Genomic DNA, 14,124 nt, shown 5'->3' with positions numbered 1-14,124 from the left:
TTCTATTTACAGACATAAACTCAGAACATCAAAAGTAGAGAAACTGAGAGTTTAAGATGCAGGAATTGCGATTCGTACTCATTATTGTTGGCGGGCTAGCGATAGCCGCTTTACTATTTCATGGTCTTTGGACCTCTAAGAAGGAAGGAAAATCCAAGTTTGGAGAGAGACCTCTGCAAAAAATCGATGTTGACCAAGAGGATGAAGCATCTTTAGGTAAACAAGATACGGCTCAAGCGGCTAGTCGCAAAGAACCTAATTTTGGCGATACCGAGTCTGATGCTGTTGATCCATTAATTGGCTCGTTTTCTACTGCAGAAGCTGAAGTAGATGAACCGACTGTGGCATTGGATAATCCGTATGTCACTCAAGAGACTGCGATTGCTCAATCTGATGAAGTAGAGCAACCTGCGCCAATAGAATCTGACCCTGTTACTGTTGAACCGGTAGAAGATGAGTTGGAAGTGTTGGTGCTTAACGTGCACTGTGCAGGAAACCATCCTTTTGTCGGTACCAAATTATTTGATAGCATGCAGCAAAATGGTTTGCTGTATGGCGAAATGCATATTTTCCATCGCCATGCCGACCTTTCTGGTACAGGTAAGGTATTGTTTAGCGTCGCAAATATGATGCAACCTGGAACATTAGAGCATGATGACCCAGACAGTTTCACCACCAAAGGCATCTCTTTCTTTATGACCTTGCCTTGCTTTGGTGATGCTGAGCAAAACTTTAAACTGATGCTTAAAACGGCGCAGCAGATAGCGGATGATATGGGTGGTAATGTGCTCGATGATGGGCGCAATTTAATGACCCCAGATCGCCTTGCTGAATATCGCCAACAGATTAGAGATTACAAGGCTCGCAAAGCCAACGCTTAATCATAAAATACAGTGCAAAGGCTCCGAGCGGGGCCTTTTTTCATCATTCGAGAGAATAATAACGATGCAGAATGTCGAGCAGAGACTCAAAGAATTACGCGAAACCCTAAATTACCATGCAGTCCGTTATTACGTGGAAGATGACCCAACGATTCCGGACGCTGAGTACGATCGCCTTATGCGCGAGTTACTGACGCTAGAAGAACAACATCCAGAGTTGGTGACATCAGATTCACCGAGTCAGCGCGTTGGTGGCGCTCCTCTGGATGGATTCGAGTCAGTTGCCCATGAGATCCCGATGCTTTCGCTCGATAACGTATTTGATGACGAAGAGTTGGATGCGTTTTTCCGCCGCATGAGCGATCGTGTTCCTGCTGCCAAAGCAGCTCATATTTGTTGTGAACCCAAACTCGATGGATTAGCCGTTAGCTTGCTTTATGAAAATGGTGTTTTGGTGAGAGCTGCAACACGTGGTGATGGCTCTACGGGAGAAAACATCACTGAGAACGTGCGCACCATTAAGGCCATTCCGCTACGTTTGAGTGGGGAAGGTTGGCCAACACGTATCGAAGTTCGTGGCGAAGTGTTTATGCCTAAAGCGGGCTTTGAACGTTTGAATCAAGAAGCGATCAAAAAAGGTGAAAAAACCTTTGTTAACCCACGTAATGCTGCTGCAGGTAGCCTGCGTCAACTTGACTCTCGTATTACCGCCAAACGCCCGTTAGCTTTCTACGCTTACAGTGTGGGGGTTATTGAAGGCGGAAACTTAGTTGATAGCCATTATGAGCGTTTTATTCAGCTAAAAGGCTGGGGTTTACCAATGAGCCCTGAAGTTAAGCTGGTTGATAGTGTCGAAGCGGTAAAAGCGTTCTATCAAGATATTATGACTCGCCGCCCTGATCTGCCTTATGAGATTGATGGGGTGGTAATCAAACTTGATGATATCGCGATTCAAGAAGAGCTAGGCTTTGTTGCTCGAGCACCTCGTTGGGCAATTGCTTATAAGTTCCCAGCACAAGAAGAGATGACTCGTCTCAATGATGTTGAGTTCCAAGTCGGTCGTACTGGCGCTATTACGCCGGTCGCGAAGCTTGAGCCTGTCTTTGTTGGTGGCGTTACCGTAAGTAATGCGACGCTTCACAATGCGGATGAGATTGAACGTTTAGGCGTGGCGGTTGGTGACACCGTGATCATTCGCCGTGCAGGTGATGTGATTCCACAAATTGTCTCAGTCGTAAAAGAGTTACGCCCAGAGGATTCGCGCCCGATTGTGTTTCCTACGCACTGTCCTGTCTGCGGCTCTGAAGTGGAACGAGTTGAAGGAGAAGCGGTTGCTCGTTGTAGCGGCGGTTTGGTTTGTCCTGCACAACGTAAAGAAGCACTTAAGCACTTTGTTTCTCGTAAAGCGATGGACGTAGACGGTCTTGGCGAAAAAGTGATTGAACAGCTGGTAGATAAAGAGTTGGTTGAGACTCCGGCCGATCTCTTTACTTTGAGTGCCGGTCAGTTGACGATTTTGGAACGTATGGGGCCTAAATCGGCACAAAACGTCGTTAATGCGCTAACGAAAGCGAAAGAGACGAGCTTGCCTCGCTTCCTGTATTCATTGGGCATCCGTGAAGTGGGCGAAGCAACGGCGCTGAATCTTGCTCAGCATTTCCTCACATTAGAAGCCATTATGCAGGCCTCGGTAGAGCAGTTGATTGAAGTGCCAGATGTTGGTGCTGTGGTTGCGAATCACGTCAATGCTTTCTTTGACCAAGAGCGCAATCAGCAAGTGATTACTCGTTTACGTGAATTGGGTGTGCATTGGCCGGAATTGGCGGCGAAAAGCGAAGCAGAAGCCGCAGCACAGCCATTAGCTGGAAAAACGGTGGTGCTCACTGGTAGTTTAAGTCAGTTATCGCGTAATGACGCTAAAGCAGCATTACAAGCACTGGGTGCTAAAGTCGCAGGTAGCGTATCGAAAAATACCGATATAGTGTTTGCTGGTGAAGCTGCTGGTTCTAAATTGGTCAAAGCACAAGAACTGGGGGTTGAAGTTCGTACTGAGCAAGACTTAATTGATTTGCTAAATGCATCAGCTTAGCTAGAACTTTTCGCTCATTCGCGTAACTTGTTCTAATAAAAGAAGCTCTGACTCTGGTCAGGGCTTTTTTGTTCATGTTAGTTTAGAGTGGATGCGCAATGTCAGCCGATGAAAATGCCGCGATACACTTGAGGTGATTCGCTAAGCGCAATTGAATGAGAGGAGTCGAGCTATGATGAATATCAGCGAGGTAGCAGAAAAAACCGGTCTTACCGCTAAGTCGATCCGACTTTACGAAGAGAAAGGATTGATTGCTGCCCCTATTCGCGCCGATAACGGCTATCGCACTTATCAGCAAAGACACATCGATGATTTGTTATTAATTGCACGCTGTAAGCGGGTTGGCTTTAGTCTGGACGAGTGTAAAGCAATGCTCCAGTTAGCCAATGATCCTACCCGGCAGAGTAAAGCGGTGAAGCAACAAGCTCAATTAAAGCTAGAACAAGTGACGAAGAAGCTTGAGGAACTGCGTTTGGTTCAGCAACAACTGCAAGAGTGGGTCAACGAATGTCCAGGTGATGAAAATAGCGAGTGCCCGATCATCGAAGATTTGAAAGGGCACTGCTGTCATTGCTCACACTAAACGAATTGTTTTAAAAAAAACGATTTCAGAAGTGATTAGTAGAGCAGTGAGTAGAGCTGGCGACGATATTTGCTGGCTAGGCTGTTGCCTTGGCCAAGCGCATTTAAGATGTCCATAAAGGTTTTCTTCATCTCGCCATCAAGCGTATTCAGGTCTTTTTTCAAGAATGACCACAACAATTCCAACGCTTCTTCATCGCGGGAAACCTCATGGTATGAGGTAGCCAAATCACTGGCGAGCTTGGCATCTTGCGGAGCCGCTTGATAGGCTTGTTCTAGTGCTTGCAACTCTGGGCTATTGGACGCTTGTTGATGTAACTCCAACTTAGAGCAGAGGCTCTTATAGTAGTTATCCTGATATTCCAATGGAATATTACTTAGCCATTGTGCAGCCAAGTCAAATTGTTGAGTTTCTAGGTAACAATCTGCGAGTGCCAATTTCACATCACCTTGTTTTTTCCACTCATCAGAAAGCGGCTGAAGTAGCGCCAGTGCTGCGCTGTATTGTTGCTCTTGAATTAGTTGTAATGCTTTATTGACGTCACGCTCTTCCTGACTTGGAAGGTGACGCGATAGCATAGTCTCTATTGCTGTAATCGGTTGAGGGCCACCTAAACCATCTACAGGTTGACCATTGATGAACATGGCAATAGTCGGTAGAGCTTGAATACCAAATTGAGCAGCAATGGCTTGTTCTTGCTGGCAGTTCAAAATCGCGAGGGTAAATGCGCCATCGTATTTCTGCGCCAATTGCTGTACTTGTGGCAACAACTGAGCACTCTCTTGACTCATCGGTGCCCAAAAATAAAACAGAATAGGCGTGTGAGCAGAGCTTTCTAGCACTTGATGAAAATTGGTTTGGCTCACATCGATAATGTATGGTGATTGCATAGCAAATCCTTATAACGTCGCACTTTTTTCCTAAAATGGGGCAAAGTGATTCGTTTTTCAAGGCAAGTTTACGGATGTGAGAAAATAAACATCCCTTTCCAATATGCCTTGTTAATAATTGGCGTTGGAAAGGGATCGTTAATTGTGACGACTGGTATTAAAACGCGAGGAACAGTGCGACCACGACCATAACACCAAGCCAGTTCCACTGATTCAGGGTCATAACGGCTCTCAGAAAGATCAATAGGGTAAGAAACAGGATCGATTATGAGTGCAAATTATGAACGATTAATGACAATGTTATCTTTTAAGAAGATTTTAATAAGATCTTATCGATCGTTTTTCCCGGTAGCAGCCGTTTGAGTATGGCAATCATCTTGGTTGGTTTGGTGATTCGATATCTTAACTTAGGGTTGTCTGCTTCAAGTGCATGAATGATCGATGGTAAACAGCTTTCTGCTGGAAGTGCGTACTTGTTACGTGAATGAGTACGAGATAAACGATCAATCTGACTTTGATACTCTTGTTGATGCACACTGTGGTCAATGTCGATCCATTGTTTAAAAGCACGTAACGCATTGGCCCTAAACTGGGTCTCAATAGCGCCAGGTTCAATGAGCGAGATACGAATATTGGTGTTGGCCAATTCAAGACGCAGGGTGTCAGTCCAGCCTTCAATAGCAAATTATGAACTGTTATAAGCGCCCCGATATTTCATCGCGGCGAATCCAAGCACAGAACTATTTTGAACAATGCGAGCATAGCTCTGCTGGCGAAAATGAGGAATCAGTTGCGTGGTCAGATGATGCCAACCAAAAAAGTTCGTATTAAATTGTTCTCTCAATCCTTGAGTCGATAGGTCCTCTAATGCCCCAGGCAGTCCGTAAGCGCCATTATTAAACAGTGCATTAAGTCTGTTGTCAGTCAATGCCAATGCCAGTTTCACACCGTTATCGATGCTCTGCTCATCAGCTAAATCGATCTGAATACAAGTCAGGCCTTCATCTATGAGGCGTTGGACATCATCAGAATGGCGACAAGAGGCGATCACTTCATAGCCGCGTTTATTGAGCTCATGAGCGGCCATATAGCCGATACCACTAGAACAACCAGTAATCAGAATTGAAAGAGGATGGGATGCTGTCACGGCGATATACCTTACTTAATGATTCAAATGTAATAGGTTACGCAAAGCGGCTTCTATGCGCGTGAAATGAAATTGAAAGCCAATGTCATTCAATCGTTTAGGTTTGGCACCAATACTGTCAATGAGCAATTCTGACGATTCCCCCATCAGTAATTTAATCAACCACTTGGGAGTAAACAACACATGTGGGCGGTTTAAACAATGGGCAAGGGTGCGGCCAAATTCTTTATTGGTGGTTGGATGTGGAGCGACAAGGTTAAATGCGCCATGTGCTTGAGGGCTTTCGAGCAAATACACAATGGCTCTAACCATGTCGACCATATGAATCCAAGGCAAATACTGTTTTCCATTGCCTATGGTACCACCCAAACCTAACTGATAAGGGAGTAACATTTTTTTCAATGCCCCCCCGTGAGTAGAAAGTACAACGCCAGTTCTGAGTAACACCACTCGAGTATTCTCACTCTGAGCACTTAGAGCAATTTTTTCCCAATTAGCGCAGACATAGTGAGAGAAACGTTCGTTGTGAATATCATTGTGTTCATCAAACGTACCCGTTGAATCATTCCCATAATAACCAACCGCTGAGCCACTAATGAACACTTTGGGAGGTGTTTGACTGGCTTTGATCAAATTGGCTAATTTTTGGGTAATATTCCAGCGACTATCACAAATGGCTTGTTTTTGCTTTTTGGTCCAACGCTTATCGGCAATAGGTTCGCCAGCAAGGTTGATAACGGCATCATAGCTATTGAGATCGTTAAGATCTTCAAGTGTATGGATAAACTTTATCTTATCGTGGTTAATGTAAGACAGTTGCTGTCTTGCCCGATAAGGATTACGAGTAAGTACGACCAATTCATGTGTCATGATCAATTTGGCTAATTCTTTGCCAATCAGGCCAGTACCACCGGTAATCAGAATTTTCATTATGCCTCCCTGCCGTTGCCCATGTGCCGGAAAAGTGAGTGATGATAAAGAAGAGAATATAGATCGTTACAGCGGATCATACGCTAGTTGTTTCATGCTGCGAAGAGAATAGTGTGGGTGGCGTTCCATTTAAAAATCCGTACAATGCTTGAGTATTAGAGAGGTAGCTTATGAAACTGTTTTTTGCATCCGATCTCCATGGATCTTTGCCCGCTACACAGCGTACTTTAACCCTGTTCGCTCAATCTGGTGCACAGACATTAGTCTTACTTGGAGATTTACTCAATCACGGCCCCCGTAACCCGATTCCAGAGGGATATAATCCTCCTGAAGTCGCCAATCTGCTCAATCAGTATGCCGATAAAATTATTGCAGTGCGTGGTAATTGCGACAGTGAAGTTGATCAGATGCTGCTCAACTTTCCGATGATGAGCGATTACGCCTGGGTACTGCTGGAAAATGGACAGCGCCTGTTTTTGACGCATGGTCATCTTTACAATCAAAACAAGCAACCACCATTAAGAGAAAATGATGTGATTGCGCATGGACACACTCACGTCCCCGTTGCAGAAAAAATCGATAAAACCATTATTTTTAATCCAGGCTCGGTCACCTTTCCCAGAAATGGTTTACCAGCCAGCTACGGATTATTGGAAAACGATAAACTATCAGTCATTACGTTTGATGGTGAAACATTAGTTGCAACTTGCCTTGCCTAACGAGAATGAGGATTCCACATTAAAGATGAATCCTCATCTCTCATCGCCAACGTTATTGCTCAGATGGCAAGACACGATCGGCATGGCCTAAGTCACGCTCAGGATCAATTTCATCTCTGACACGTTGTTTAAGCACTTTTGCTTCAGGAAAACCACCATCTGCTTTACGTTCCCAAATGGTTTTGCCATTGCATAGAATTTCAAAATGGCCGCCCGTATCAGGATGTAAGGCAACAGTTTCCAATTCTTCACTAAAAGTATGCAGCAGTTCTTGAGCCATCCAACTGGCACGAAGCATCCAGTTACATTGACGACAGTAATAAATATCAATGATCGCTTTTTTCATCATTATCCCGCTAATCTCTAACCTACAATAATCTCTAGCCAACTATCTCTAGCCAACTAATAGCTTGATCCCAACTACGACGGTGATCACTTCGAATATGATTTTAATCACTCGGTTACTATAGCGATTGGCAAGATACGCACCAGTGCTGCCACCAACAAAAGAGCCGAGTAACAAAATCGGTAACCAAGGCCAGTAAATAGGCGCCCCAGCGTGTGCCACAGCAATACCACCGATACCATTCCAGATAAAACCAACGCAAAACATAGTGATAGCAATGGCTTGTTTATAGCTATAACCAAACCAGCGGACAACATACAGGGTGACTAACAGCCCAGAGCCAGCAGCTAGAGACCCATTAATAATGCCAATGAAAATGAGTAATGGCGCTCCCCAAAGCATTCCCATCGCATCGCGACGAATCGGTTGCTCTTCTTGACCAAGTGACTTTTTAAGACGTGAGTAGATGCCTAAGCCCAAAATCATAGCCCCCAACATCATTTTGGCGGCTTGTTCAGGGATATAAACTACGATATTGGCTCCAATAACCACGCCAACAAGTCCTACTAAAGTCACGTAGGTTGCCATCCCTAAAGGAATATTGCGATGGCGAATGTGAGTAAACGCTGCGCCTAAACCTAGGGCGACACTAGCGACTTTATGGGTTGCAAGGGCTTGTGAAAAAGGCAGTCCTAAGAAAATAAGCAAAGGAAATTGCAGTAAACCAGCCCCGCCGCCAGAGAGTGCGGCAAGGGTGTTTGATAAGTATGAGCCGATGAAAAGGCCAAGTGAATTTATCCAGTCCATAATATAAACAGAAGGGCAGCGTTGCTGCCCTTGAGGTGATCCCTTTTCGAATTTAACTAGTTACTAAACAGCACCTGAGAACCGTGACTCAAGCTAGTCAGTAGTAAAGTCTTATCATTGACGATATCAATGCGACGGCTTTGTTCTGCATCTAATTTAAAGAACTGGGTGATCAGCTTAAGTTGATCAGGGGTAAAGTCGCTGCTTTTGCTATTAGAAACGTCCTTAAACTGTTTTGGTGTCACTAAAAGGTAATTATCACTGACGTCCCAATCCCCTGTTTCAGATATATTGATCACGCTATCTGGCTCTTTTGACTGTTGAGCGAACAATCGCATCACAGAAACACGAATATAGTTACCATTAGGTAAGTATTTCATGTTGGATGACACATCGACCCGAGTTAATGGGCCAACGGAACGATCGCTTTCCAATTTAGTCACGATACGAGACTGCCACTCTCTTGAAGAGAGCAGTTGTTCTACTTTGAGATCACTGTCGAGGTATAACCAGGCAGAAAAAATTAATGATATCAGAAAGATAATCGTAGCAATTCTTTTTGTCATTTTTCATCCCATTACCGGCAAAGGTTGGATAAATCACTTTGATTGGCAAGGATTCTTACCGTGAAGTTATCCACAGATTGCTGCGGCTGGTGAACATAGTTAAGTACAAGGACGTTGTCCTGACCACCTGTCGCGATGACTTGTTTCGCTTTGGATTCCCCGCTATGTCGGACGCTGTAAGCCTCAATACACTGCTTGATTGAAGGCAACCAAGAAGTCAACTCAGGCTGATTTAGCGGCGCATTCACCTCTATATCGTTATAGCTGGCTAAATGGATAAATTTAGCGGGAGTAGGGCTCATCCACGTTAAAACGATGATCGGCATTAAAATCGCCACCAATAGTAACATTTTTGTCACAATATCGGGTGATTTAGAACTTTTTTGATTTTTTACCGTTACTTCATCATCATTTTGTAAACTAACAGTCTCAGAATGCTTCTCTGTTTCTGTATGTTCTATTGAGTTATTTTGCGTTTCTACGTTGGCAGGTGAGAGGTCATCATCATTCGTAGAATCGTTAACCAAGGACTCCTTTTCCACCGATGTTATTGGAGTAGGAATCTCGAAATTTAATGGCTCATTGATAGAATACACATTACAAATCAACTGGTAACCGCGTTTAGGTACAGTTTTCACAAACTGAGGTGATTTAGTTGAGTCTTTTAGATTCTTCCGAAGTGTCGAAATAGCCTGTGTAAGACTAGAATCATCTACTTCAAAACCTTGTTCCCGCCAGACAAAATCATGTAACTCATTACGAGTAACGACTTCATTTGGGCGTTGTGACAGCATTAGTAAAATACGACTCTCATTGCTTCCGAGGCGAACAATCTCGTCGTCAGCTTCTTTATCAACTAATGAGTTACTTGTGGGATCAAAGGTGAATCTATCATCAAGAATAAACTTTGGACCAATGTTACTCATCGATATCTTCTTTTATAAGTATTAGATTTTTTGACTTTTACCGAGAAGGTATATTCCATGTCAATGAGTTAAGAACGAGTTAAGAACGAGTTAAGACTATAGCATTTTTTATCTTCCTTGATAAAAACAAAGCTAAGCATAAACAATACAAATGCAAAAAACATCGTTTTTATTGCAATTGACCTTGATTTTACATTTGCAGTCCTCATCTATTTAGCAAAGTTTCAGCGTTCATTCTGAGGTGGTTCGGAATGAACATGTTTAGATGTTATGGAGCGGATATGAGCGAAACTGCAACTATGAATAAAGAAACACGTGGTTTTCAATCAGAAGTAAAACAGTTACTTCATCTGATGATTCACTCTTTGTACTCCAACAAAGAGATCTTTTTACGTGAACTTATTTCCAACGCGTCTGATGCAGCGGATAAGCTGCGTTTCAAAGCGTTGTCTAATCCAGAACTCTATCAAGGCGATGCCGATTTGGGCGTAAAGCTATCATTCGATGCTGACGCGAACACCATTACTGTTTCAGATAATGGTATTGGTATGAGCCGAGATGATGTGATTGAAAACTTAGGTACAATCGCGAAGTCTGGAACAGCAGAATTCTTCTCTAAACTCTCAGAAGAACAAACCAAAGATTCTCAATTAATTGGTCAGTTTGGTGTTGGTTTTTACTCTGCATTCATCGTTGCGGATGCTGTGACAGTACGTACACGCGCCGCAGGCTTACCAGCCGAAGATGCCGTCCAGTGGTATTCGAAAGGTGAAGGCGAGTATACCATTGAAACCATTAATAAAGAATCCCGCGGGACGGATATTATCTTACATCTGCGCGATGAGGGAAAAGAGTTCTTATCTGAGTGGCGTTTACGTGATGTGATTTCCAAATATTCGGATCACATTAGCATTCCTGTCTACCTACACGTTGCTGAAAAAGATGACGAAGGTAAAGAGACGGGTGAGAAAACGTGGGAGCAGGTCAACAAAGCTCAAGCGCTTTGGACACGCTCAAAGTCGGAAGTAAAAGATGAAGAGTACCAAGAGTTCTACAAACACATTACTCACGATTACGCTGATCCGCTAGTTTGGTCGCATAACCGCGTTGAAGGTAAAAACGATTACACGAGTTTGCTGTATATCCCAACCAAAGCACCGTGGGATCTGTTCAACCGTGAACACAAACATGGTTTGAAACTCTACGTACAACGCGTCTTCATTATGGATGACGCAGCTCAGTTCATGCCAAGTTATATGCGTTTCGTACGTGGTTTGATTGACTCCAATGACTTACCGCTGAACGTTTCTCGTGAAATTTTGCAAGACAACAAAGTTACTCATACCTTGCGCAGCGCATTAACTAAGCGCGTGTTGACTATGCTAGAAGGTCTAGCGAAAAACGACAGTGAAAAGTACCTTGCCTTCTGGAAAGAATTTGGTTTGGTATTGAAAGAAGGTCCGGCAGAAGATTTCTCTAACAAAGAAAAAATTGCGGGTCTGATGCGCTTTGCTTCAACTCATGAAGATACCTCGGAAGAGAAAGTGTCTCTGGCTGATTACGTATCTCGCATGAAAGAAGGGCAGGATAAGATCTACTATTTGACGGCTGATAGCTATAAAGCAGCCAAAAACAGTCCTCACCTAGAGCAGTTCCGCAGTAAAGGTATTGAAGTACTGCTGATGTCTGATCGCATCGACGAGTGGATGATGAATTATCTGACTGAGTTCGATGGAAAGTCTTTCCAATCAATTACCAAAGCTGGGTTAGATCTGAGCAAGTTTGAAGACGAACAAGAGAAAGAAAAGCACAAAGAAGCTGAGCAAGAGTTCAAATCTGTGGTTGAACGTGTCAAAGCTTACCTTGGTGACCGTGTTAAAGAAGTTCGTACCACATTCAAGCTGGCAAGTACACCTGCAGTATTAGTGACAGATGACTTTGAAATGGGGACACAAATGGCGAAACTTTTGGCTGCTGCAGGTCAAGCTGCGCCAGAAGTGAAGTACATTTTCGAAATCAATCCAGAACATCCAATGGTCACTCGCATGGCAGATGAGCCTGATGAAGAAGTATTTGGTCGTTGGGTTGAAGTGCTGTTTGGCCAAGCGATGTTAGCAGAACGTGGCTCGATGGATGATCCATCAGAGTTCCTAAGTGCAGTTAACCAATTGCTGGTAAAGGCATAATCCTTTAGAGTTAGACAAAGCTCGCCAAATGGCGAGCTTTTTTCGTGTTAGTTAACCCAATTTACACGAAACTATTTGCGATGATTTTCTTATAAAACGTCGCAATCTTTAGTCTAACTTTCGTCAGCACAAGAAAAAGTTGTGGTAGAATCTGCGACTTGAATGTGAAAAGCGAGGCGTGTATTTTGGCACGCCATCAATGAGATTGGTTTATACCGAAACTTACCATGCAAATCACAAGACGTTGTGAGCTTCGGTATAACGATTTAGTTAATAAAGAGGATAGAACATGCGCATCATTCTTTTAGGTGCTCCAGGTGCAGGTAAAGGCACACAGGCTCAATTCATTCAGCAGAAGTTTGGTATTCCACAGATTTCAACTGGTGACATGCTACGTGCTGCAATCAAAGCGGGCACTGAGCTTGGTAAACAAGCGAAAGCAGTTATTGATGCAGGTCAGCTTGTTTCTGACGATATTATTCTTGGTCTAATCAAAGAACGTATCGCTCAAGACGATTGTGAAAAAGGTTTCCTACTAGATGGCTTCCCTCGCACTATTCCTCAAGCTGATGGCTTGAAAGAAATGGGCGTAGACGTTGACTACGTAATCGAATTCGACGTAGCTGATAACGTTATCGTTGAGCGTATGGCTGGCCGTCGTGCACACCTAGCTTCAGGTCGTACTTACCACGTTGTTTACAACCCACCTAAAGTGGAAGGTAAAGATGACGTGACTGGTGAAGACCTCGTTGTTCGTGATGACGACAAAGAAGAAACAGTACGTGCTCGTCTAAACGTTTACCACACTCAAACTGCACCACTTATCGAATACTACGGTAAATTGGCAGCGACTGGTGAAACTAAGTATCTAAAATTCGACGGCACTAAAGCAGTTGAAGAAGTAAGTGCCGATATCGAAAAAGCACTAGCTTAATTTGCGCAAAACTTTGCTATAGTGAAAAGCGACCGTAAGGTCGCTTTTTTTATGATATTTTCTTGTGATATACACAGAGTTAGGTACCACAAAAGTTTACGATGCAAAGGGTCAATAAAGTGCAAAGTGAGAAAAAAGTCGGAGTATTACTGGCAAACTTAGGTACCCCAGAAGAACCTACTGCTAAAGCAGTTAAGCGGTTTTTGGGCGAGTTTTTACATGATAAACGAGTTGTCGATTTAACTCGTCTGCTTTGGTGTCCAATATTACACGGGATTATTTTACCCATTCGTTCACCTAAGGTAGCCAAACTATACCAGTCTATCTGGATGGACGAAGGCTCACCTTTGATGGTTTACTCCAAACGTCAAAAGCTTAAGCTTGAGCAGGAGTTGGCACTACCCGTTGAGCTCGGTATGACCTATGGTGAACCGAGCTTAGCTAATGGCATTCGAGCATTAGAAGCACGTGGCGTGGAGCGTATTATTGTCCTTCCGCTCTATCCGCAATATTCCGCAACGACCACTGCTGCTGTCTTTGACGGCATTGCCAATGCGATGCGATCTAAGCCAGTGGTGCTGGAGCTCATTTTCATTCGTGACTATCACGATCATCCAGCTTATATCAAAGCGTTAGCAGATAAAATTCGTCGCTCTTGGCAGCAATATGGTCAAGGAGATGCACTACTTTGTTCTTATCATGGCATACCTCAACGTTATGCCGACAATGGTGACTGTTATCCTCAGCATTGCGAGCGCACGACTGAGTTATTACGGATTGAATTGGGGCTAGGCTCTGACCAAATCATAATGACCTATCAATCGCGTTTCGGGCGCGAAGAGTGGCTACAACCTTATACCGATAAGACGATGGAAACTTTGCCTGCAAAAGGTATTCGTAAGCTGGATATTGTTTCTCCAGCGTTCTCTGTGGATTGCCTAGAAACCTTAGAAGAGCTTCAAGAGCAAAATAAGGAGATCTTTATCGAAGCTGGTGGCGAAGAATTTCACTATGTCGAATGTTTAAATGACAGCGATTTACACATTGAAATGATGGCTAAACTCGTTGAGTACTACAGCTAGGTTTAGCTCACAAGGTTTATATAAAAAAGCCTCGTTAA

At 43.7% G+C, this 14,124-nt stretch carries 13 protein-coding genes and 1 pseudogene; 7 read left to right on the top strand and 7 right to left on the bottom strand.

Going from position 1 to position 14,124, the window contains the following annotated elements:
* Positions 1 to 56 precede the first annotated feature (56 nt).
* From zipA to cueR, 3 genes are all read left to right on the top strand, one after another.
* Complete coding sequence (gene zipA, locus OCV11_RS12185) at positions 57 to 881, top strand: cell division protein ZipA (RefSeq protein WP_261893139.1); 825 nt, start codon at positions 57 to 59, stop codon at positions 879 to 881.
* Between the two features lie 64 nt (positions 882 to 945).
* Entirely contained in the window at positions 946 to 2,970 is a 2,025-nt protein-coding gene (gene ligA, locus OCV11_RS12180) for an NAD-dependent DNA ligase LigA (RefSeq protein ID WP_261893138.1), read from the top strand.
* Positions 2,971 to 3,145: 175 nt separating this feature from the next.
* Positions 3,146 to 3,553 (top strand): Cu(I)-responsive transcriptional regulator, encoded by a 408-nt coding sequence (cueR, locus tag OCV11_RS12175; RefSeq protein ID WP_261896294.1) that lies wholly within the window; start codon positions 3,146 to 3,148, stop codon positions 3,551 to 3,553.
* Between the two features lie 35 nt (positions 3,554 to 3,588).
* Here cueR and OCV11_RS12170 read toward each other — a convergent pair whose 3' ends face one another.
* The 3 genes and pseudogenes from OCV11_RS12170 to OCV11_RS12160 form a co-directional block, all read right to left on the bottom strand.
* Positions 3,589 to 4,443 (bottom strand): co-chaperone YbbN, encoded by an 855-nt coding sequence (locus tag OCV11_RS12170; protein WP_261893137.1) that lies wholly within the window; start codon positions 4,441 to 4,443, stop codon positions 3,589 to 3,591.
* 307 nt (positions 4,444 to 4,750) lie between these two features.
* Positions 4,751 to 5,590, bottom strand: a pseudogene (locus OCV11_RS12165) (SDR family oxidoreductase).
* 15 nt (positions 5,591 to 5,605) lie between these two features.
* Positions 5,606 to 6,520, bottom strand: a complete 915-nt coding sequence (locus OCV11_RS12160) for a TIGR01777 family oxidoreductase (RefSeq protein WP_261893136.1) — start codon at positions 6,518 to 6,520, stop codon at positions 5,606 to 5,608.
* 170 nt (positions 6,521 to 6,690) lie between these two features.
* Here OCV11_RS12160 and yfcE point away from each other — a divergent pair, with 170 nt between their 5' ends.
* Entirely contained in the window at positions 6,691 to 7,239 is a 549-nt protein-coding gene (yfcE, locus tag OCV11_RS12155; protein ID WP_261893134.1) for a phosphodiesterase, read from the top strand.
* 52 nt (positions 7,240 to 7,291) lie between these two features.
* On the opposite strand, the gene OCV11_RS12150 is transcribed toward yfcE, so the two are convergent.
* The 4 genes from OCV11_RS12150 to OCV11_RS12135 are packed head-to-tail and all read right to left on the bottom strand — an operon-like array spanning position 7,292 to position 9,884.
* Positions 7,292 to 7,585: a SelT/SelW/SelH family protein gene (locus OCV11_RS12150; protein WP_261896293.1), complete on the bottom strand. Its 294-nt coding sequence runs from the start codon at positions 7,583 to 7,585 to the stop codon at positions 7,292 to 7,294.
* A 48-nt stretch (positions 7,586 to 7,633) separates the two neighbouring features.
* On the bottom strand, positions 7,634 to 8,392 hold the full coding sequence (locus tag OCV11_RS12145; RefSeq protein WP_261893132.1) for a sulfite exporter TauE/SafE family protein: 759 nt from the start codon (positions 8,390 to 8,392) through the stop codon (positions 7,634 to 7,636).
* A 56-nt stretch (positions 8,393 to 8,448) separates the two neighbouring features.
* Positions 8,449 to 8,958, bottom strand: a complete 510-nt coding sequence (locus OCV11_RS12140; RefSeq protein ID WP_261893130.1) for a regulatory protein ToxS — start codon at positions 8,956 to 8,958, stop codon at positions 8,449 to 8,451.
* An 11-nt stretch (positions 8,959 to 8,969) separates the two neighbouring features.
* The gene (locus tag OCV11_RS12135; RefSeq protein WP_261893129.1) at positions 8,970 to 9,884 is read right to left on the bottom strand and encodes a winged helix-turn-helix domain-containing protein; all 915 of its coding nucleotides are present in this window, start codon (positions 9,882 to 9,884) and stop codon (positions 8,970 to 8,972) included.
* Between the two features lie 281 nt (positions 9,885 to 10,165).
* Between OCV11_RS12135 and htpG the strand changes: the two genes are divergently transcribed.
* From htpG to hemH, 3 genes are all read left to right on the top strand, one after another.
* Complete coding sequence (gene htpG, locus OCV11_RS12130) at positions 10,166 to 12,070, top strand: molecular chaperone HtpG (protein WP_261893127.1); 1,905 nt, start codon at positions 10,166 to 10,168, stop codon at positions 12,068 to 12,070.
* A 289-nt stretch (positions 12,071 to 12,359) separates the two neighbouring features.
* Positions 12,360 to 13,004, top strand: coding sequence for an adenylate kinase (gene adk, locus OCV11_RS12125; RefSeq protein WP_261893125.1), 645 nt, complete (start codon positions 12,360 to 12,362; stop codon positions 13,002 to 13,004).
* Between the two features lie 119 nt (positions 13,005 to 13,123).
* The gene (gene hemH, locus OCV11_RS12120) at positions 13,124 to 14,086 is read left to right on the top strand and encodes a ferrochelatase (RefSeq protein WP_261893123.1); all 963 of its coding nucleotides are present in this window, start codon (positions 13,124 to 13,126) and stop codon (positions 14,084 to 14,086) included.
* Positions 14,087 to 14,124 lie beyond the last annotated feature (38 nt).

It is taken from the genome of Vibrio porteresiae DSM 19223, from assembly GCF_024347055.1.
In the GTDB taxonomy this organism is placed as follows: Bacteria; Pseudomonadota; Gammaproteobacteria; order Enterobacterales; family Vibrionaceae; genus Vibrio; species Vibrio porteresiae.
This window is presented reverse-complemented; position numbering and strand designations above follow the sequence as displayed.